The 19,477-nt window shown below is 39.9% G+C and carries 17 protein-coding genes and 1 pseudogene; 10 read left to right on the top strand and 8 right to left on the bottom strand.

Going from position 1 to position 19,477, the window contains the following annotated elements:
• The first annotated feature begins 105 nt into the window (after positions 1 to 105).
• The 6 genes from AC06G9_RS21900 to AC06G9_RS21875 all read left to right on the top strand — a co-directional run bounded on the left by AC06G9_RS21900 (position 106) and on the right by AC06G9_RS21875 (position 7,349).
• Complete coding sequence (locus tag AC06G9_RS21900; protein WP_293926650.1) at positions 106 to 3,615, top strand: SusC/RagA family TonB-linked outer membrane protein; 3,510 nt, start codon at positions 106 to 108, stop codon at positions 3,613 to 3,615.
• 3 nt (positions 3,616 to 3,618) lie between these two features.
• A complete protein-coding gene (locus tag AC06G9_RS21895) occupies positions 3,619 to 4,980 on the top strand; it encodes a RagB/SusD family nutrient uptake outer membrane protein (RefSeq protein WP_293926647.1) in 1,362 nt (453 codons plus the stop codon).
• Positions 4,981 to 5,070: 90 nt separating this feature from the next.
• Positions 5,071 to 6,474 (top strand): TlpA family protein disulfide reductase, encoded by a 1,404-nt coding sequence (locus AC06G9_RS21890; RefSeq protein WP_293926644.1) that lies wholly within the window; start codon positions 5,071 to 5,073, stop codon positions 6,472 to 6,474.
• 3 nt (positions 6,475 to 6,477) lie between these two features.
• Positions 6,478 to 6,771 carry a hypothetical protein gene (locus AC06G9_RS21885; RefSeq protein ID WP_293926641.1) on the top strand — a complete coding sequence of 98 codons (294 nt, stop codon included), beginning with the start codon at positions 6,478 to 6,480 and terminating at the stop codon, positions 6,769 to 6,771.
• A gap of 111 nt (positions 6,772 to 6,882) precedes the next feature.
• Positions 6,883 to 7,074, top strand: a complete 192-nt coding sequence (locus tag AC06G9_RS21880; protein ID WP_293926639.1) for a hypothetical protein — start codon at positions 6,883 to 6,885, stop codon at positions 7,072 to 7,074.
• Between the two features lie 20 nt (positions 7,075 to 7,094).
• Positions 7,095 to 7,349 carry a hypothetical protein gene (locus AC06G9_RS21875; protein WP_293926637.1) on the top strand — a complete coding sequence of 85 codons (255 nt, stop codon included), beginning with the start codon at positions 7,095 to 7,097 and terminating at the stop codon, positions 7,347 to 7,349.
• Positions 7,350 to 7,467: 118 nt separating this feature from the next.
• On the opposite strand, the gene AC06G9_RS21870 is transcribed toward AC06G9_RS21875, so the two are convergent.
• The gene (locus AC06G9_RS21870) at positions 7,468 to 7,707 is read right to left on the bottom strand and encodes a hypothetical protein (RefSeq protein ID WP_293926634.1); all 240 of its coding nucleotides are present in this window, start codon (positions 7,705 to 7,707) and stop codon (positions 7,468 to 7,470) included.
• Between the two features lie 191 nt (positions 7,708 to 7,898).
• On the bottom strand, positions 7,899 to 8,135 hold the full coding sequence (locus AC06G9_RS21865; RefSeq protein WP_293926631.1) for a hypothetical protein: 237 nt from the start codon (positions 8,133 to 8,135) through the stop codon (positions 7,899 to 7,901).
• A gap of 624 nt (positions 8,136 to 8,759) precedes the next feature.
• Between AC06G9_RS21865 and AC06G9_RS21860 the strand changes: the two genes are divergently transcribed.
• From AC06G9_RS21860 to AC06G9_RS21845, 4 genes and pseudogenes are all read left to right on the top strand, one after another.
• Positions 8,760 to 11,297 (top strand): DUF5686 family protein, encoded by a 2,538-nt coding sequence (locus tag AC06G9_RS21860; RefSeq protein ID WP_480957242.1) that lies wholly within the window; start codon positions 8,760 to 8,762, stop codon positions 11,295 to 11,297.
• A gap of 4 nt (positions 11,298 to 11,301) precedes the next feature.
• Entirely contained in the window at positions 11,302 to 12,075 is a 774-nt protein-coding gene (locus AC06G9_RS21855) for an enoyl-CoA hydratase/isomerase family protein (protein ID WP_480957241.1), read from the top strand.
• Positions 12,076 to 12,886: 811 nt separating this feature from the next.
• Positions 12,887 to 13,993, top strand: a complete 1,107-nt coding sequence (locus AC06G9_RS21850) for an IS5 family transposase (protein ID WP_480957240.1) — start codon at positions 12,887 to 12,889, stop codon at positions 13,991 to 13,993.
• 4 nt (positions 13,994 to 13,997) lie between these two features.
• Positions 13,998 to 14,234 (top strand): annotated as a pseudogene (locus tag AC06G9_RS21845) (IS5/IS1182 family transposase); the annotation flags it as partial.
• Here the strand turns inward: AC06G9_RS21845 and AC06G9_RS21840 are convergent.
• From AC06G9_RS21840 to AC06G9_RS21815, 6 genes are all read right to left on the bottom strand, one after another.
• The gene (locus AC06G9_RS21840) at positions 14,214 to 14,807 is read right to left on the bottom strand and encodes a 5'-methylthioadenosine/S-adenosylhomocysteine nucleosidase family protein (RefSeq protein ID WP_088469095.1); all 594 of its coding nucleotides are present in this window, start codon (positions 14,805 to 14,807) and stop codon (positions 14,214 to 14,216) included. The pseudogene AC06G9_RS21845 and the gene AC06G9_RS21840 overlap by 21 nt on opposite strands.
• Before the next feature lies 1 nt (position 14,808).
• Positions 14,809 to 15,402 carry a LutC/YkgG family protein gene (locus tag AC06G9_RS21835; RefSeq protein WP_225540447.1) on the bottom strand — a complete coding sequence of 198 codons (594 nt, stop codon included), beginning with the start codon at positions 15,400 to 15,402 and terminating at the stop codon, positions 14,809 to 14,811.
• The gene (locus AC06G9_RS21830) at positions 15,395 to 16,780 is read right to left on the bottom strand and encodes a lactate utilization protein B (protein ID WP_341831963.1); all 1,386 of its coding nucleotides are present in this window, start codon (positions 16,778 to 16,780) and stop codon (positions 15,395 to 15,397) included. The genes AC06G9_RS21835 and AC06G9_RS21830 overlap by 8 nt, the downstream gene beginning before the upstream one ends.
• A gap of 12 nt (positions 16,781 to 16,792) precedes the next feature.
• Positions 16,793 to 17,542 carry a (Fe-S)-binding protein gene (locus AC06G9_RS21825; RefSeq protein ID WP_031503813.1) on the bottom strand — a complete coding sequence of 250 codons (750 nt, stop codon included), beginning with the start codon at positions 17,540 to 17,542 and terminating at the stop codon, positions 16,793 to 16,795.
• Between the two features lie 178 nt (positions 17,543 to 17,720).
• A complete protein-coding gene (gene fabG, locus AC06G9_RS21820) occupies positions 17,721 to 18,464 on the bottom strand; it encodes a 3-oxoacyl-[acyl-carrier-protein] reductase (RefSeq protein ID WP_123249374.1) in 744 nt (247 codons plus the stop codon).
• A 130-nt stretch (positions 18,465 to 18,594) separates the two neighbouring features.
• Positions 18,595 to 19,233, bottom strand: a complete 639-nt coding sequence (locus AC06G9_RS21815; protein ID WP_112375813.1) for an HdeD family acid-resistance protein — start codon at positions 19,231 to 19,233, stop codon at positions 18,595 to 18,597.
• Between the last annotated feature and the right edge of the window lie 244 nt (positions 19,234 to 19,477).

The raw sequence follows: 19,477 nt of genomic DNA, 5'->3' as shown, positions 1-19,477 counted from the left end.
ACTGCTTATGAATCAAGTTTTTATTTAATCGCTAACCAAATGTATAAAAAAAATACGAAATTCTGGTACGGCTCCAAAGGCCGTATTGTAAAAATACTATGCATCATGAAATTGACAGTTGTTTTATGGATTGTGGCATTTATGCAAGTCAGTGCAGCTAGTTTTGGGCAGACGCTGACCTACAGTAAACAGCATACAACGTTGCGGGAAGTCATTCAACAGATCAAAGAGCAGACCGGCTACGATGTACTTTGGCCGTCTGGAGCGTTAAATCCAGGAGAAAAAATTACAGTGAATTTTCGTTCAACACCGGTGCGTGAGGTGATTGAAGTATTACTGATAGGTAAACCTTTGGCTTACAGTCTAGACGATGCAACCTTTGTGATCCGATCTTTACCAAAGGGGTCACAGGTTGCGGTCAAAGGAGTAGCGGTTTCAGTACAGCAGATTACTGTTCGGGGGAAGGTCGTTGATGAAAAGGGAAAAGGTTTGCCAGGTGCGACTATTAGGCTGAAAGGTTCACAAACGAATATCGGTATAACCAGTAGTGAGTCTGGTGACTTTATGTGGAATGTACCTGGTCGAGATGCGATTCTTTCGGTTTCTTATATAGGTTATGAAACCAAAGAGGTAAGTGTATCGGGGGCTGATGTGGAGCTGATCATTCGTATGGTGCCGCTCCCACAAGGGTTGAATGAGGTGACTATTGTTAATACCGGCTATCAAGAGGTACCCAAAGAGCGGGCGACAGGTTCTTTCGATTTCTTGAACAAAGAGCTGATCAACAGAAGTAATGGAGCTAATATCTTGTCCCGTTTGGAGGGACTAACTCCGAGTTTATTGGTAGATAGAAGAGGTAATCGTGGTGCTCCTCGTCCTGAAGATATGAGTATCCGGGGGTTAAGTTCTATGGATAATGCAACGGTTCCGCCTTTGATCGTCCTAGACAATTTTCCTTATGATGGTGATATCGGTAGCATCAATCCCAATGATGTGGAAAGCATTACCGTATTGAAAGATGCGGCTGCATCCTCGATCTGGGGGGCGCGGGCAGGCAATGGGGTTATTGTGATTACAACCAAAAAAGGAGCTTATGATCGTCCATTATCTGTTTCGGTTACTGCTAATACGGCAGTCAGCGCCAAACCAGATCTGTTCAGTTTAAGGCAGATGAGCACATCGGACTGGATCGATGTGGAGACGCGTTTGTTTAAAGAGGGTGCTTATACCTCGGCGATCAATAACACCTCTTCCAGGCCTTTTCTGACTCCAGTAGTAGAGACTTGGGCACAGACATTAGGTTCCAATCCCAAGCTCACCGAGAGTCAGGCAGAGGCACAGATCGATCAGTGGCGTGACCTGGATGTACGGCATGATTACCTGCGCTATGCGTATCGGCCAGCCGTTAGTCAACAGTATGCATTAGCATTCTCCGGAGGTGCAAGGTCCTTCAACTATAATATCTCGGGGGGTTACGATCGGCAATTGCAAGAGCTACGTACGAATAATAGCGACCGAGCAACCTTACGGACAGATTTTTCGTACAAACCGTTAACCAATCTAGAGATCAGTGCTAGTACCCTCTATACCCAAAGGCTCAGTCGTTTGCGGGGATCTCAGAGTCCTGGTTTACAGTATACATTGGGAACAAACCCCTATATGCTCTTAGCGGATGAAGCGGGAAATCCTTTGGTGGTGGGGCGTGATATCCGCAGTCAGTTTCTGGATGAACAGGCCGATCCTCGTTATTTGGACTGGCGGTACCGTCCGCTAGAAGATATGGAAGACAGCTACAACACGATCAAAAACTACGACCTGTTGCTCAATCTTGCCGCGCGTTACAAGATTACTAATTTTCTGAAGGCCGAGCTGAGTTACCAATATGGAAGGGGATTGGGAGAAGGTCGTGACTTGTATCGAGAGGATTCTTATTATACCCGAAATAAAATCAATCTTCTAACTCAATTTCCGAACGGTGAACTCCTGCGCAATCTACCTTTAGGTGGTATTTTAAAGCAGTTCAATAGTAACAACAGAACATCTAATTTGCGTGGGCAGATTAATATCGATCAAAATTGGACCTATAAACATCAGCTGACGGCGGTAATCGGTTTTGAGCGCAGAGAAAATAATCGGACGTCCAATACCCGAACGGTGTATGGCTATGACGAGGATAACTTGACTTTTGCGGAGGTCAACAATACGATGCGTATCATCAATTTTGGGGCCTATCAAACTTTACCTAGCGAAATTTCTTTTTCTGATCAAACTCAGCGCTTTGTGTCGGGCTATGTCAATGCTGCTTATACTTATTTAGACCGGTATACACTATCAGGGAGTGCACGTAAGGATGCAGCCAATCTTTTTGGCGTCAATACCAATCAAAAGGGGGTTCCTTTTTGGTCGGCCGGGGCCAGCTGGGAAATTTCCAAAGAACCCTTTTATGCACTGACAGCATTACCGTATTTACGGTTGCGGGGTAGCTATGGTTATCAGGGCAATACCAATCCATTGGTCAGCGCTTTCAGTACGATTCAATATGAGCAATACCCAGACTATAATTATAATTTACCCTATGCCAATTTGCTTCGTCCTGCCAATGATGATTTGCGCTGGGAGCGTGTTGGCATGCTCAATCTAGGGTTGGACTTTAGACTTCGGGATAAGCGATTATCCGGTAGTATTGAGTATTATACCAAAAATGCCCAAGATCTGCTCTTCTTCGCTCCCTTAGGCTATAGCACTGGATTTCTTGGCGCATTATACAATAATACCGCTTTAAAAGCAAAAGGTTTTGATTTGAGCCTACATTCTGTTAACCTTTCTCCTACAAGCCATATCGGTTGGACTACCGATTTTTTCGTAAGTTATGCTGCCAATAGGGTGACAGCCTACAAACCAACTAATCCACCGACCAGCCAAAGCTTTGTGGGAACTGGTATAGCAGCAGTCAATAGTATTCATATGGTCGGCAAGCCTGCTTCGGCACTTTTTGCCTACGCTTGGGGCGGTCTGGATCCCTTAACTGGTGATCCGCAAGGCTATCTTGATGGACAAATCAGTAAAGATTACAGCGCTATTTTTGCTAGTGATCCTAGCCAATTACACTATTTTGGACCGAGCACGCCCACCTATATATCCGGATTCCGCAATACGTTTACATTTAAAAATATTAGCCTGTCTGCGAATATCACGGGCAAGTTTGGTTATTATTTTAGACGCGAAAGTGTTAATTATTCTGCTCTTCTACCAAGCTTTCTCAGCCCTGGAATTAAAGAAGGTCATTCTGATTATAGTTTGCGTTGGCAGCAGCCAAGTGACGAGCAGAAAACCGATGTGCCATCCTTTATTTATCCCAATGATTCCAATAGAAACGAATTTTACGAGCAGTCAGCCGTTTTGGTGGAGAAGGGGGATCATATTCGTTTGCAAGATTTGGTACTTGGCTACACCCTGGATAAACCACTTTGGGGAATGCGTGCAGCCCGCTTCTTTGTTAATATGAACAATCTAGGCCTCATTTGGCGCACCAATAAACAGAAGCTCGATCCAGATTATCAACCTGGATATAGTGCTCCCCGGATAGTTGCAATCGGATTGAATGCTAATTTTTAAAAGATGAATAAGATGAAAATGACCTTCATATATGTAATTCTAGGCTTGGGAATTATACTTAGCTCCTGTGAGCGGTATCTGGATCTAAAACCTGATAAGAGCCAGGTTGTTCCCGCTACCCTCCAAGACTGTCAGGCATTATTAAATAATGGTATCAATGGAGAATTTCTACCGCAGGCAGTCGAGGTTTCTTCAGATGATTATGTATTGAATAGTTCAGGTTTTAATACCATGAGCCTAGAGGATCGGCAGACGTCTATTTGGCAAGCTGATGCTCAAGTGCAATTTGGCAATTGGTCGGGTCCTTATAAAAGAATTCAGGTAGCCAACCAAATCCTAGAGACCCTATCGAAAATCACCCCTTCAGTTTCCCAACAGACCGAATGGAGCCGTATCAACGGTGCTGCGTTATTATTGCGGTCTATGTCTTTTTTCAGCTTGGCACAAGCCTTTACGCTGCCCTACGATCCAGCTGCAGCAGACCAAGAGCTAGGGATTCCACTTAAATTGACGCCTAGCTTGAGCGAGGCTATTAGCAGGGGCACGGTGCAACAGACCTATGATCGCATTCTTACAGATCTACAAGAGGCTGTAACTTTATTACCAGATCGGCAACCATCGGATATTCCCTCGCGGACTATCCCCATGCCTGTACGTGCAGCTGCTCAGGCTGCGTTAGCTCGGGTATATTTGAGTATGGGAGATTATCCAAATGCATTATTACATGCTGATGCCTGCTTGCAACGTTACAGTACCTTGATTGATTACAAAGATTTGGACGCAGATAGTTATGTACCATTGGAAGCTTATAATGCCGAAGTGCTTTATAGTTACCATAGTGGAGGGAATGTACCCTTTGGGAATGGAAGGATATTACCTGCCATTTATCAAATGTATGTAACCGACGATTTGCGAAAAGATATATTTTTTGGACCTGATATTACAGAGCCGTTCGCTTTTACCGGTTCGTACCAACCCTATAATATTTTTGCCGGATTAGCAACAGATGAGGTGTACCTCATACGTGCCGAATGCCGTGCACGGGCAGGGAATACCACTTTGGCTATGGCCGATCTCAATCTGCTACGGTCAAAACGATGGGACAATAATTTTACCCCATTGGTAGCGGCTACTGCACAAGAGGCCCTCGATTTGATTATTGCTGAACGACGCAAGGAATTGGTTTATCGTGGCCTTCGCTGGTTCGATCTCCGTCGACTGAATAAAGATCCTCGCTACGCAGTGACATTGACGCGTACCATTGATGGACAGATGTATACACTACCTCCAAATGATCTCCGATATGCGCTACCGATACCACGAGAAGTATTGGAACGGGAAGATCTGCCGCAGAATAGACGGTAATATTTAATATGGTTAAAAAGTCACCAGTAACCGAGTGATTAGTGACCTTGTCTCTATTCACTCATTACTATTATTAAAAAACAAAATAAAATGAAGATACAGATTATATTGATCGGCTTCTTGCTATGCTTGCTAAAGGGAGGTATATATGCGCAAGATAATGAAGAGGAGAGGCATACCCAATTGATGCAGGCACAGGAAAAAGGTTTAAAAATTGGAGATCAGGTTCCTGAGGTTCTCTTGGACAAAATTGTACATGCGGACGGAACACTAACTTCAGGAAAGCTTTCGGACTATGCCGACCGCTTGTTGATCTTAGATTTTATGTACACGACTTGTAGTTCTTGTATAGGAGGTTTGCCTCATAAGGATCAATTGCAAAAAGAATTTGGCGACCGTGTCAAGATCATGACAGTTGTCGGCGGAGAGTTGTATAGCCCAGGGATGATCGCCCGTGAAAATGCAGACTTTATAAAAAAATACCTGACGAACCCCAATAGTTTTTTAAGTATACGAGGGGTGCAGATCCCATGGGTGGTCGAGAATAAAACATTGAACACCTTATTCCCGCATATCTTGGTTTCGCATCTGGTCTGGATCTATAAAGGTAAGGTGCTTGCTTTTACAGAGGGAGACTATGTAGACCGGCATAACATCAAGATGATCTTGGCCGGAAAAGATCCGGAATTACCTCTTAAAAATGATTTTGTATCTGCTGTAGATGAAAAAACAGCCTTGATTATACAAGGGCATGAGCGTTTCACAGGCAAAATTTCGAAACATTATGTAGCGGTTTTTCCTGCTTATCAGGATGGTGTAGAAACGCGCTCGGGTACAATGATTGATTCAGTAAAAAGAACCCGTCGGGATTACATTATCAATTTACCGATTCTAAATATCTATACCAGCAGGTGGATGCAGGTTTTAGATTCCTTTTTTACATTGGATCCCACCAGTATCGTGTTAGAAGTTAAAGATCCTAGCATGTATGTTGGACTTCAGGATAAAAAAGAATATAATTTAGTTTCTCGTAATAAAACTAACATCTGTTATGAATCTGTTCGTCCTGCTACTGGACAAAATGATAAAGAAGTCGCCTTAACCACCATTCATGATCTGGATCATTTGCTTGGTCTATATGGCCGATTTGAACAGAGAAAAATGAAATCTTTGATTTTGGTACGAAGTGATAGTATTGATCGTTTACGGAGCAAGGGGATACCAAAAGCTGGAGATGTCAAGCTCGATCCTCCAAACATGATCATCAGAAATCAAAAACTGGATTTGCTTGTGTGGCAACTCAATCAACAGTATGGTAATCCACCTGTGTTTGATGAGACAGGTTATAGTGCAATGGTAGATATGGACTTGCAGTTAAATGGCTGGAAAGATATTCCTGCTTTGCGTGCACAGTTGAACACTTATGGATTGGATCTGCGGGAAGAGGAACGAGAACTGAAGGTATTTGTATTGACAGAACGGCATAAACCATAACGCATGATTGAAAATGAAAAATTATATTTTCTGCTGCTGGTTTGTTTTTATGGTGGTGTGAGCTACGGGAAGGACTTGGTACTGGATACGGCCGTCAAGTCAAGACAGCTGGCAAATGGCCTATGTTATTATATACGGCAGAATAATAGTTTATGCCGATTTTCACCTCATACAGTATGTTGGTTCGGCTCAGGAAGAGAAGCAGGAAAGGAGGATGGCTTATTTTTGAAACATATGGACTTTAACGGTACCAAACATTTTCCTGGCAATACGTTGGTCAGTACGCTCGAAAAGTGAGGAATCCGCTTTGGTAGCAATATCAACGCCACAACAGGTTATGATCATACCATTTTTAGGCTCACGGATATTCCTGTTCGTATCTGTGGCCTGTTAGATACGGCCCTTTTGATGCTTTTCGACTGGTCTTCCAATATCACCAATAACGACAACGATATCGAGGCAGAGCGTGGTATTATCCAAGAAGAGTGGCGCACCCGAACGGTTGTCAATCTTCGTGTACTGGACACTGGGATATTCCCCATGTTCTATGCAGCAAATCCTATGCCGACTGGATTCCGATTGGTGAGATGGAGGTGGTGACAACCTTTAAGCCACAATAGTTGCGGCGCGACACCATTATTTTTAAAGATACCCGTATTCCGGACAATGGAAAACCTATTGTGGCACGCGCCACAGACCCTGAATTGCAAGATATTCAATTAAGTATACACTGGAAACTTCCGGAAGTTACTAATAGTGAAAAGAAAACAGATGCCGATCTGAAGGACAAAATAATTGCCAATTTATTGGCAAATCGGTTCTGGAGAATAATTGACAAGGAAAAGAACCTGTATAATACTTCTTGCAGGTATTAGGAATAAATAACTGTATTGAAGTGGTTATGGACCCGAAATAATGCATTTAAGAAACACAGGGTGCAACAAAGAGGTGCATCCTGTATTTCTTAATGAGTAAACCTTATTGTATAAAACCTTAATTAGGTCTTAATCGAACATTTTCAGATTCCTGTTTGGTCATATTTGCAGCTGTAATTTCAGCTTGCAAAGGACCTGTGATTACAGGCCTCTCTATTCCGTCAATCAATTGTACTTCCGCATTAATCGTACAAATGCGTTGTTTTGGAGATGGACAATTTTGTGTACCTGTAACTATTGTGTAGTTAAGTGGATCATTTATTGAACCACTTCCATCATATAAAAATGAATTAGGCATAATCATAAAATTTAAATCTTTGCCTACTCTGAGACCAGGTTTTCGGCTTCCCCTGTTAACCTACTCTTTTCAGGATTTTCGGTATGCTCCTATTTTCCCTCCAGCCTGCAGTGCCTTTGGGTATTGTTAACAATATTTTCTTTAAATAGCTCCTGTTTTGGAGCGATTTTGAAATAACTATTTCGATAAGATTATGGACAGAGTCGTACATTTACAGATTCTGTTTTTGTCATCAGCGCTACAGTAATCTCAGCCTGTAGGGCTCCTGTAATGACAGGTTTTGCCACTCCGCCGATAAGCTGTACCTGAGCAAAAATGGCGCAAAGTCTTTGCTTAGGTGGTGGGCAGTTCGGGTTGCCACTAATGGCAGTGTAACTGCAGGGTTGACTTGGGTCTCCTCCTGTGTATTTAAACCAAGATGTTGCCATAATCTTAGTGCTTTTATAGGTCAAAAGCATAAACTTTAAATTGGAGCCTACTCTTTTCCAGGTTTTCGGCTTTCCCTGTTACCTACTATATTGAGGATTTTCGGTTTACTCCTTTATTCACTATTTTAAACAACATAACATTTATAGACATGATGTATTAGCCATCTATGGGTTGAGCCGTTGTAAATAGTAACATAAAGATCTAAAGAATTTGAAGGCAAGTGTTAGCATATCATTGACAATTCTGATGACAAATTTTGGGTAAATAAAAAGTGAGTATTTGACATTCTTTTTGTTAATAATTAGTCAATTTGAATTCTTTACACCTGATTTATTGAATTGATGCCTTGCTCTTATTTTCGATTTAATCGCTTTATTTTACCGAATAAGCCAATGAAATTAAAGAGGAAGTTAATTTTCATAGATGATAATCGGCATCTGCAAAACCACGATTTTAATCGGTGTCTACCCTAATTGTTTTATGGAGTTAATTTAGATGGTATAATATTTGTGAATATTGCGTGCATAGTTTATATAAGCTATGCATTTTTTATTTTTATTTCATGCTCTATAATTTATAGACAAATTGTATATTGTCAGTAGAATAAGTAATTGCAGATATTCATGATGTTTTTAATACCGATTATAACTACAATAAAAAGACTTTTTATTATTGCTGTTGTGCTGGGTATTTTGACAAGCCTAGGATTCGCACAACGAAATATTAAAGGTCGTGTCATCGATGGTAAAACTGGAAAAGGGATCCCTTTAGCTAGTATTTCTTGGAGTGGTCATCATGGTGGTACTTCTGCTGATACCCTCGGTAATTTTAATATTACCCTGCGGGATGAATTTGATCAAATTGCCTTTCGGGCAGTTGGTTATGAACTTAAGTTAATTGATCTTAATGTGGTTCAAGACTCTATTTTGAATATTTTTTTATTTGGTAAAGAAAATAAGATCGGAGAAGTAGTGGTCCACGCTAAAGGTCGTAAATATAAGGATCCTGCTTTGGCATTAATCGAAAATGTCATTGCTCATAAAGACGCAAATCATATCTCCAGATTAAACCACATTCAATACGAGGAGTATGAGAAATCACAATTCGGGACTGTAGATTTAAAAGCTAGAGTAGATAAGCTCCCTCGTAAGTTGCGGTTTTTGTTTGAGAATAAAGATACAATCAGTATACCAGGGAGTTCTATTTTACCTTTTTTCTTAGAAGAGAATGTTTCAGAAGTATATTCTACTTTTAAACCTTCTAGAAGGAAAAAAATCATTATAGGTCATAAAGTAACGGAATTAAATAAGCGTTATATCAATAATGCCAATATCCAAAGTTATTTTCAAGATCAATTTCGAAACATCGACATTTATGAGAACAACATTCAGTTGATCAGTAAATCTTTTCTCAGTCCAATAGCAGGAAATGCTCCATCATTTTACAAGTATTCCATTAAGGATACTTTAGTTCATAATGGTCTCAAGTATATTGAATTGTATTTTGAAGCCAAGTCAAAAATGGATGTATTATTTAAAGGATCTATTTGGATTTCTGATGATGATCGATATGCTGTTTATTATGCGGATATGGAACTTGGTGAAGAGGCAAATATCAATTGGGTAAATTCCATCAATATCGGTTTAGAGTTTGAAAGGCATTCTGCTGGTCAAATGATCCCTAAGCGATCTAATCTTCAGATTTTATTTGGAACGAGTAAAGCAAATGCGTTGTATGGAAAGAAAGAAACTTACTACTCAAAATATAAAGATGATCCGATCAGTGATCAAATTTTCTCCGGTATTCCTATTGAGAAACGCTATGTAGATCAAAAAGATACTGTTCAATGGGATCGTGTTCGTGTAGTGCCTTTGACACAGACAGAAGCAAATACCTATACCAATATTGATTCGCTATCCGAGATGAAATCTGTCAATCGATTGATAGCGATAGGTTATTTCCTCGTGCGAAGTTATTATAATGTTGGTAAATTTGAATTTGGCCCATTAGAGTATACTTATAGCTTTAATGAAATCGAGGGAAGTAGAATACGGTTAGGTGGAAGGACTACAGAGTTACTGTCCAATAAATTCTTTTTCGAGGGGTATACTGCTTATGGCACCAAGGATCATAAGCTGAAATATTATTTGAATGTGGCGCATACATTAAACGGTCAGTCTATTGTACGGTTTCCTGCGCATTATCTTTCAGCGACTGTTCAGCATGACGTTATGGAACCTGGTCGTGGTCTTAGCTATTTGAAAGGAGATGGGTTTTTCCAGTCTTTTAGAAGAAATAAACCGACTAAATGGTTGTGGAATGATATTTATAGATTAGAACATTTGATCGAATTTGGCAATCATTTTAGTGTCAAGTCGACCTTGACTCGTCACGAACGTAAAGCAGCTGGTGATTTGTCTTTTGTTACTTCAAATGCATCGCCAGATACTATTCCAGGTATTAATACCAATGACGTGCAGGTTACTTTGCGATGGGCTCCTGGAGAGCAGTTCTATTATCGTAATTTAGTAAGAACACAAATCCGTAATAAATTTCCGATTTTGACATTGCAGTACAATAAAGGTTTAGATGGATTCTGGAATGCAAATCAACGCTATGATGCCTTGCGATTTAAAATTTTCAAAAAGGTCTTCCTGTCTCCTGCTGGAACTGCAGATATGGAGCTGAACGCTGGAAAGATATGGGGGTCATTATATTACCCGCTATTGGAAATGCCAGATATTCAGGCGGATAAATCAGGTCCATTACAAAATTTTGATTTGATATCAAATATGGAGTTTGTTGCAGATCGTTTCGTTAAGTTTGCATATTATCACCATTGGGATGGTTACATTTTCAATCGAATCCCTTTATTACAGCGCTTAAAATGGCGTGAGGTAACAGGATTTAAGTTTTATTATGGAAAATTGAGCGATCGTAATAATCCCAATATAAATAAAGATCTCATCCAGTTTGATCGCGATGATCAAGGTATTTACAAGACACAAGTGATGGGCAATCAACCCTACATGGAAGGAATCGTAGGGATTGATAATATTTTTAAAATATTGAGAGTCGAATATAAAAGGAGGTTAACCTATTTGAATTTACCTCATGTATCTCGTGATACGTATGGCGTTTCACTTCATTTAAATTTTTAAATTTATGGAATATCAAAATCTGTTATATCAAGTTGATAGGCATATTGCTCTTATTACGATCAATAGAGCTTCTGCATTGAATGCTCTCAATCATCAAACACTAGATGATCTGGAAGCTGCTCTCATCTCTGCTCAAGGGAATATAGAGGTTAAAGGAATCATCATTACTGGCGCAGGTGAAAAAGCATTTGTTGCAGGTGCCGATATTAAAGAATTTGTTGCTCTTGGTCAAGCAGCTGCCCATTCTCTTTCTAAAAAGGGGCACTATATTTTTACAGAACTGATCGAAAAATCTAAGAAACCTGTTATCGCTGCAGTAAACGGTTTTGCTTTAGGAGGTGGTTTAGAATTAGCGATGGCTTGTCATATGCGTTTTGCTTCGGATAACGCAAAATTAGGGCTTCCAGAGGTTTCTTTAGGTCTTCTCCCAGGATACGGTGGTACTCAAAGATTAACCCAATTAGTCGGGCGTGGACGGGCGTTGCAGCTGATACTTACAGCAGACATGATCAGTGCTGATGATGGATTTAGAATGGGATTGATCAATGAGGTCGTACCCCCCGAGAGTTTAATGGAACGGGTGATTCAAGTCTTGTTCCGGATTTTCTCTAGATCAGCAACGGCTGTTGCTGCCGCTATTGATGCGGTCAATGCATGTGATGATCAAGCTAAAGATGGATATCAAGTCGAAATAGACCATTTTTCAAATCTGTTTTTAACGGATGATTTTAAAGAAGGAGTGGATGCATTTTTGGCAAAGAGAAGACCTAATTTTTAATATTGCGTTTAACTTGCTAATTTGTGTTTATGAAATAAAGAAGATATGATTAAAAAAAAAAGCGACTCTATTGAGAGTCGCTTTTGTAGCCCGTAGGGGAATCGAACCTATCGGGCATTAATCTCTTTATCAATATTTTACAACCATCCCTTTCCCAACTCACCGAATCGCTCACTGGTTTGACATACGTTTTAGCTGCAAGTGCTATGCTGCTAAGATACAAAATTTCTGTGATGTAAGAATGAAATATTAACGGAAAAGGGCTTTGCGAAGGCGGGGCTTTTACAAACTAAAAGTTCAACTAAAAACTGAACCGAGCAAAATCCATTTTCGTTTTTTCAAACTTACAAAAAAATAAAAAACGAAATGGTTTTTGCGGCTGAAATTGCGAAAATCGTCAACGCAAGGGACATTCACCCCGCTTTTGCAAAACCCATGTTGTACGCAGTCTCTTTAATCACTCCAAGGTATCCTCATTCCAGTACCTTGACAAGCAAAACAAATACCTCCTTGATAGTAATTATATTCAGGAAGAAACCCTGTTCCGCCACATCTTTCACAAGTTTCAGTTAATATTTTCTCTGATAATCATTTGTCAAAATAAATTGGAACCCCTTCTGTTTCATGAACTTTAATATGACAATCTGTACATAATGTTGTTAACGCGTCATCATATTCCCATGGCAACAAGTTCCTTATATAGTCTCTCCTTAAACCACCTATAATTTACTGATTATTAGTATTTTGGGTTTAAAATAGCTTGTTTTTTATTGCAAGAATTTGTATCTTAGAGCTTTAAAACCTTGCAAATATGTTGGGGAAAAATCCAGAAAAGAAGCCAGAATTATTCCGCCCAATGTTGGTGGATTTTATTGACCACGAGCATGAACTTGTTCTACTTTCAGAAAAAATAGATTGGAATTATTTTGAGAAAGAATTTTCGTCCTTGTATTCCAAAGTGGGCAATCCGAGCCATCCGATTCGGTTTATGGTGGGTTGTTTGCTACTGAAACATTTGTATAATTTGGGCGATGAGACGTTGGAAAAAGCCTGGATCATGAATCCTTATATGCAGCATTTTTGTGGCAGGGTTTTCTTTGAACAGGAATTTCCTTGTGACCCGAGTAATTTTGTTCATTTCCGAAAAAGAATTGGCGAAAAAGGTATCGAAAAAATCTTTGCCTACAGCGTAAGAATGCACGATGCCAAGACGAACACCTCAAATTTTGTTTTGTCCGATACTACCGTTCAGGAGAATAATACCTCTTTTCCTACCGATGCAAAATTGTGCAAAAAAGTGATTGATTATTGCAACAAAATAGCCGGAAATGAAGGCATAAAACAAAGACAACGCTACACAAAAGTCAGCAAACAAATGGTGCGCAACACCTACAACGGAAAACATCCCAAGCGGGCAAAAGCGGCAAGGAAATCTCAAAGACAGCTCAAAACCATCGCCATGAGACTGATTCGTGAATTGCAACGGAATTTTAATGCAGAACAGCAAGAATTTTATAAAGATTTAATGACATTGTACACCAAGGTTGTCACACAAAAAAGAAACGATGCCGATAAAATTTACAGCATTCACAAGCCTTTTACCCGATGTATTGCCAAAGGAAAAGCGCATAGCCAGTATGAATTTGGGAATAAGGTAGGTTTGATAACCACCGCCAACAAAGGCAAGAAAATCATTCTCGGGATTAAAGCATTTTTGCAAACTCCTTACGATGGTCACACCATAGAACCACTTTTGGAACAGATGGAAACCGGTGGTCAAAAGCTCCCAAAAGAACTCCTTTACGATAGAGGTGGCAGAGGAAAATCAGAAATAAAAGGCGTGAAAATCTCCATCCCAAGCACTCCAAGAAAAAAAAGACACTGCTTATCAAAAGCAGACAAAGCGCAAAAAATTTAGAACCAGAGCGGCAATAGAACCTATCATCGGACATTTAAAAACCGATTTTAGGCTGGCAAAAAATTACTTCCTGGGAGAAACGGGACCACAAATCAATGCATTACTAGTTGCAACCGCTTGGAACATGAAGAAAATGATGGAACTACTGAAACAGAAAATTATTTTCTTATTTTATAAGATACAAATTATGCTGTTTTCTAATCCTGTTTTTAAATATAAATTAAATAGTGGGTTTTGTTAAGGAACGACTATCTAGTTCTCTTTTTAATGCGATTGAAGCTTTTTTGACTTCTTGTGTCCAATCATCAGCAGCATTTCCGTCTGCTCCATCAGAAATATATTTCAAACATAGAAAATCGATTTTTTCCTGCTCAGCGACTTTCGCCAACGCAAAAGCTTCCATATCGATGACATTATATTCAGGATTGATATGCTCCATTTCGAATTGGTCGCCGGAACCGCAGATCCCGTTCGGGAGATGGCTTGTTTTAATTCCATATTCCAAAAGAATTGGTTCATCAGAAAATGGCGTCTCAAATTTCTTAAAACCCAATGCTCTTACATCCATATCCCGCTGGATAAAACGGTTGCAGTTAACAATAGTTCCTCTGTCAAAAACTGTACTTCCTGCTGTTCCCAAATTGATTATGAGATCTGGCTTAGATTTTTGAATGGCTTTTACAAGATGATAAGTCGCTTTAATTTTTCCTACACCAACAAACAATTTATTAAAACTCTCAAATTCTTTTCCGGCTTCTGATTCCAGAGCAAAAACCAAAAGGATGTTGCTGTAAAGCTTTCCGTTAATTGTCATTTTAGAGCACAGGTTTTTTCAGAAAGAACAAAGTCAATGTCCGTGCGCCCTGTGCACCGTGTACCAAAACGGCGCTGATGTCCGCTGTTGCAGATGGCCCCATCACAAAACAGCCATAATGTGAGTGTGGAAAATCTACTCTTTTGTAGGCGGTATGCATATTTTCGGTCAAATCTTCAGGATCCAGCAAAACAGCGAGGTGTTGAGATAAATAACCTAATGAATTGGTAACCAGAGATTTTTCGGTGACCCAGACCATTCCCATCTCCGCCACACCAAACTCTGCACGGAAAATACCCAAATCCACATCATTAAGATCCGCGGGCTTTTGCACGTGTATATCTTTATTCCCTCTCCATTCAGGCGTTGCAGAGCAAGTGACCTTAGCATCAGGAAGCTTTTTTCGCATAATTTCCTGCGCTTCTTCTACCGATGCGACATCATAAAAATCGACGGCAGCAATTTTGGCGTTAATTTCAAAAACAGCTTTAAGATCTGTCCCTGGCTTTTTATAATCCGGGATGGCGGGATAATCCACTTTTTCGCGGTTAGCAAGATTGGTTCTTACCGAACTCAGTAATTCTTCTTTAGTCATTGTTTTTTCGGTTTTTTTTGTACCAGTCTCTGAAGGTTTCTTTTTTCACGTCAGGCAATTCACGGTCTTCTACCCAAGGATCCAACGTGCTGTTTTCCAATAGAGATTTTGGGAGAATATTCAGCATATTGTAAGTGGTCTTTTCCATCATTTTAAAAGCAGTTGCACTGCCCAGCATTCGGTCAGCAGCAGCAAATGCCAGCCTTCTGCCAAAAGGTGTTTTATTTTTCTCCATCATCACTTTTCGCCACTCGATAATCTGGTCCGAAATATTAATATGAACGGGGCAGATCTCTGTACAGGAGCCGCAAAGCGATGAATGGAAAGGTAATTCTGAATAGGTGTCTTCATCAAAAGTAGGATCCAGAATAATCCCAATCGGGCCGGAATAAGTAGCACCATAAGACAATCCGCCACTCCTTCTGTACACAGGGCAGGTATTCATACAGGCACCACAACGGATACATTTGAGAGAATGCCAGAATTTGTCCATAGACAATCGTTTGCTCCTACCATTATCTGTGAGTACAATGTGCATCTCAGATCCTTCTCTTGGGCCTGAAAAATGAGAAGTATACTGCGTTGCCGGCGTCCCTAAAGCACTGCGGGAAAGTAGTCTGATAAAAACACCCAGATCTTCTACCTTCGGCAGGATCTTTTCTATACCAATACTGGCAATATGAAGCGGTGGAATGCTTGCAGTAAGATCGGCATTACCTTCATTAGTACAGACTACAAAAGTACCGGTTTCGGCAACGGCAAAATTGGCGCCTGTCATCCCGGCATCTGCCACCAAAAATTTGGGCCGGGCATTGTTCCTCATTGCTTCTGCGAGAGAATGCGGATCATCATCGTTGGGATCCGTACCAATTTTATCTGCAAATAGTTTGGCAATATCTTCTGTCGTTTTTTGGATGGCAGGCATTACAATATGACTTGGGCGCTCGTCTGATAGTTGCTGGATTCGCTCACCCAGATCGGTCTCCAGGACATCAATTCCTCTTTCTTCAAGAAAAGGTGTCATCCCGCATTCTTCCTGCAACATCGATTTGCTTTTGATGATGCGCTTTGCGCCGTGAGAATTCAAAATATCAAAAACAATAGCATTATGTTCATCGGCATCTTTTGCAAAATGAACTGTGATACCGTTTTCCTCTGCTTTTGTTGCAAACTGTTCAATGTAGTGATCCAAATGCGTCAGCGCATGTTCCTTGATTTGCGAAGCCAGATTCCTAAGCTCTTCCCATTCCGGAATCTCAGAGGATACTTTACTACGTTTAATGATAGTATTATAAAGATTTTTATCGTGTTGCGCCTCGTGAATATCATCCTGTTTGATGAATTTTCTCGCATTATCTTCTACGTTTACTTTTCCCATTGTTTGTGATTTTTAGAATGGTCCGTTATTCAAAACCTGAGCAATATGTACAAATTTGAGGTCTGACTTTTCTCTTTTGGCAATGCCTTCCTGATGCATCAGGCAAGACATATCCGGCGAAACTACATACTCGACCTGATGTCTTGTATAATCAGCAACTTTGTCCTGCCCCATCTTGGCACTCACCGCTTCATCGGTTACACAAAACGTCCCACCAAAGCCACAGCATTCTTGTGGCCTGTCAATCGTTTCTACTTTAACTCCTGACACCTTCTTTAACAGATCTTCGGTTTTATTAAAGTAAGGTTCCTGCCACTCAAAACGGGATGCAATGTGTAAGCCGCGGATAGAACTGCAGGAATTATGGATAGCCACCGTATGCTGGAAATCTGCCCAAGGGAATTCTTCTATCTTGAGAACATCGTGTAAAAACTCTACTAATTCTATGGTTTTGTGACGGATTTCTGTAACAGTTTCGGTTTGAGGAATTGCATCCATATGGAGCTTGACGTGCTTGACACAACTCCCTGCCGGCCCAACGATATAATCAAAATTCAAATCCTTAAAATTTTCACAAAACTGAGTTTCTGTCCTTATAGAATGTTTCTGATCGCCCTCATTGGCCATAGGCTGTCCACAACAAGTCTGCTGCAAAGGTACTGTGACCTCTACGCCCAATCGCTCCAAAAGCTCAAGTGTGGCAATACCGACTTTGGGGTAAATCAGATCTATATAACAGGGGATAAATAGTGCTACTTTCATTACAAAATTTTATAGAAACTCTAAATTAGCACTTTTTCTTCTTTTCCTGATTAGGCTTAGGATGAAAAAAGCCTATACGAGAGGTTATTTATATTGAGTAAAAATAATTTACCTGGCATTAAGACAATAAAAAAGACCTTTGAAATCAAAAGTCTTTTTTATTGAATATTAAATTCTATTATGTCAGCATTCCGCCGTCAACATTCAGAACCTGGCCGGTGATGTAGGAAGACATATTACTTGCTAAGAAAACGCAGGCATTAGCCACGTCTTCCGGCTGTCCACCCCGTTTCAACGGGATACCATCTCTCCATCCCTGTACGGTTTTCTCATCAAGGGCGGCCGTCATTTCGGTTTCTATAAAACCTGGTGCCACGGCATTGCAACGGATATTTCTGGATCCTAATTCTAATGCAATCGACTTAGAAAAACCAATAACACCAGCTTTAGAAGCCGCATAATTGGCCTGCCCCGCATTCCCTTTAACGCCTACTACAGAAGTCATATTGATAATTGAGCCCGATTTGGCCTTCATCATTGGCTTGATAACCGCTTTGGTCAGGTTAAAAACAGAATCCAAATTAACTTTGATAATCGTATCCCAATCGTCTTTGGACATTCTTAACATCAGATTATCTCTGGTAATCCCGGCATTGTTTACCAGAATATCAATCGTCCCAAACTCTGCCAATACATCTTCTACCAGCTTTTGGGCAGCATCATAATCCGACGCATCGGACTGATAGCCTTTGATTTCTGTAATATTACTTAATTCTGATTCTAATGCTTTTGCTTTGTCTACAGAACCGGCGTAGGTGAATGCTATTTTTGCGCCTTCTTTGGCAAAAACTTCTGCAATACCTTTCCCGATACCTCTTGTTGCGCCTGTAATGATGGCAACTTTACCTTGTAATAATCCAATTTGAAATGTTAGATAAATTAATCTTTAAAAGACAAATATATGAAATCGCCATGATTTGGAAACCAATCACCCATGAAGAGGCGATTGTGCATGACTTCAGAAAAAATATAAATATGCCTATGAAAAAGTTTTATTTATTAAGTTCATTATGATATTCATTTTTAAGTGATTCAATTTTGTCTTTCAACTCTTTGCTGATTTTGTTTGGATAGTTTTTCAGTTTTTTGAGATTGAATGCAAGAATTATTGCAGAGATACCTGAAAAAATAAATGCCACAGCTGTTATAACAACCAGAGAAATTCCGGCTAAAACAGGATTAAGAATAAGAATAACAGACCCGATAAGGCCAAGAAAACTGATCAGCGCCAGATTCCCCCACTGCAAAACGCCATAGCTTTTGAGATCAAAGGCAAAACCAATCCCCTGTACAGAACGGAACATCAATGAAAATCCAATAAAATAGGGCAAAGCAACAAATGCCACCTGCGGCTGAAAAAATAATATAATCCCTACAAAAAGATCCAGCAAAGCACCTACCAGATACCAGCCCCAATTGTCCAGATTATCCTTGTTTTGTATTGCAAATACAAGTTCCATAATCCCGAAAACCAAAAATGACGCACTGAAAAACAGCACCAGAGACAGGTAAGTGGCTTGTGGAATGCTAAACATGTACAATCCCATAATCACCAGTAAAATACCTACAATTAAAGGTAAATACCAATACTTAACTGTGTTTTTGATAGTTTTAAAAAATGTTGTTCCCATAATAATATGTTTTTGAAATTAAATTAACTCGTAGTGCATTATAAAAGGTTATTCATAATACGAAAAAAAATCGTATATTGTATTGACTACCAATCGAACACACTATGAATAACCTAGATGCAATTTACGATTTTATTTTAAACCTATTAAACTAAAATTGAGTGATTTAGAACTTATTGCCATAAATATTTCTGCAGAATATTTATCATTAGACTCAGAATATCAGTTATTTAGATATCTTTCA

It is taken from the genome of Sphingobacterium sp. MAE (assembly GCF_056711605.1).
Note: the sequence above shows the minus strand (reverse complement) of the source record. Positions and strands in the feature narration are given on the sequence as shown.

Bases quoted from the DNA above. Each gene is read 5' to 3' on its own strand.
- AC06G9_RS21900 (WP_293926650.1), top strand. From the start codon at position 106: ATGAAATTGACAGTTGTTTTATGGATTGTGGCATTTATGCAAGTCAGT.
- AC06G9_RS21895 (WP_293926647.1), top strand. From the start codon at position 3,619: ATGAATAAGATGAAAATGACCTTCATATATGTAATTCTAGGCTTGGGA.
- AC06G9_RS21890 (WP_293926644.1), top strand. From the start codon at position 5,071: ATGAAGATACAGATTATATTGATCGGCTTCTTGCTATGCTTGCTAAAG.
- AC06G9_RS21885 (WP_293926641.1), top strand. From the start codon at position 6,478: ATGATTGAAAATGAAAAATTATATTTTCTGCTGCTGGTTTGTTTTTAT.
- AC06G9_RS21880 (WP_293926639.1), top strand. From the start codon at position 6,883: ATGCTTTTCGACTGGTCTTCCAATATCACCAATAACGACAACGATATC.
- AC06G9_RS21870 (WP_293926634.1), bottom strand. From the start codon at position 7,707: ATGCCTAATTCATTTTTATATGATGGAAGTGGTTCAATAAATGATCCA.
- AC06G9_RS21865 (WP_293926631.1), bottom strand. From the start codon at position 8,135: ATGGCAACATCTTGGTTTAAATACACAGGAGGAGACCCAAGTCAACCC.
- AC06G9_RS21860 (WP_480957242.1), top strand. From the start codon at position 8,760: ATGATGTTTTTAATACCGATTATAACTACAATAAAAAGACTTTTTATT.
- AC06G9_RS21855 (WP_480957241.1), top strand. From the start codon at position 11,302: ATGGAATATCAAAATCTGTTATATCAAGTTGATAGGCATATTGCTCTT.
- AC06G9_RS21850 (WP_480957240.1), top strand. From the start codon at position 12,887: ATGTTGGGGAAAAATCCAGAAAAGAAGCCAGAATTATTCCGCCCAATG.
- AC06G9_RS21840 (WP_088469095.1), bottom strand. From the start codon at position 14,807: ATGACAATTAACGGAAAGCTTTACAGCAACATCCTTTTGGTTTTTGCT.
- AC06G9_RS21835 (WP_225540447.1), bottom strand. From the start codon at position 15,402: ATGACTAAAGAAGAATTACTGAGTTCGGTAAGAACCAATCTTGCTAAC.
- AC06G9_RS21830 (WP_341831963.1), bottom strand. From the start codon at position 16,780: ATGGGAAAAGTAAACGTAGAAGATAATGCGAGAAAATTCATCAAACAG.
- AC06G9_RS21825 (WP_031503813.1), bottom strand. From the start codon at position 17,542: ATGAAAGTAGCACTATTTATCCCCTGTTATATAGATCTGATTTACCCC.
- AC06G9_RS21815 (WP_112375813.1), bottom strand. From the start codon at position 19,233: ATGGGAACAACATTTTTTAAAACTATCAAAAACACAGTTAAGTATTGG.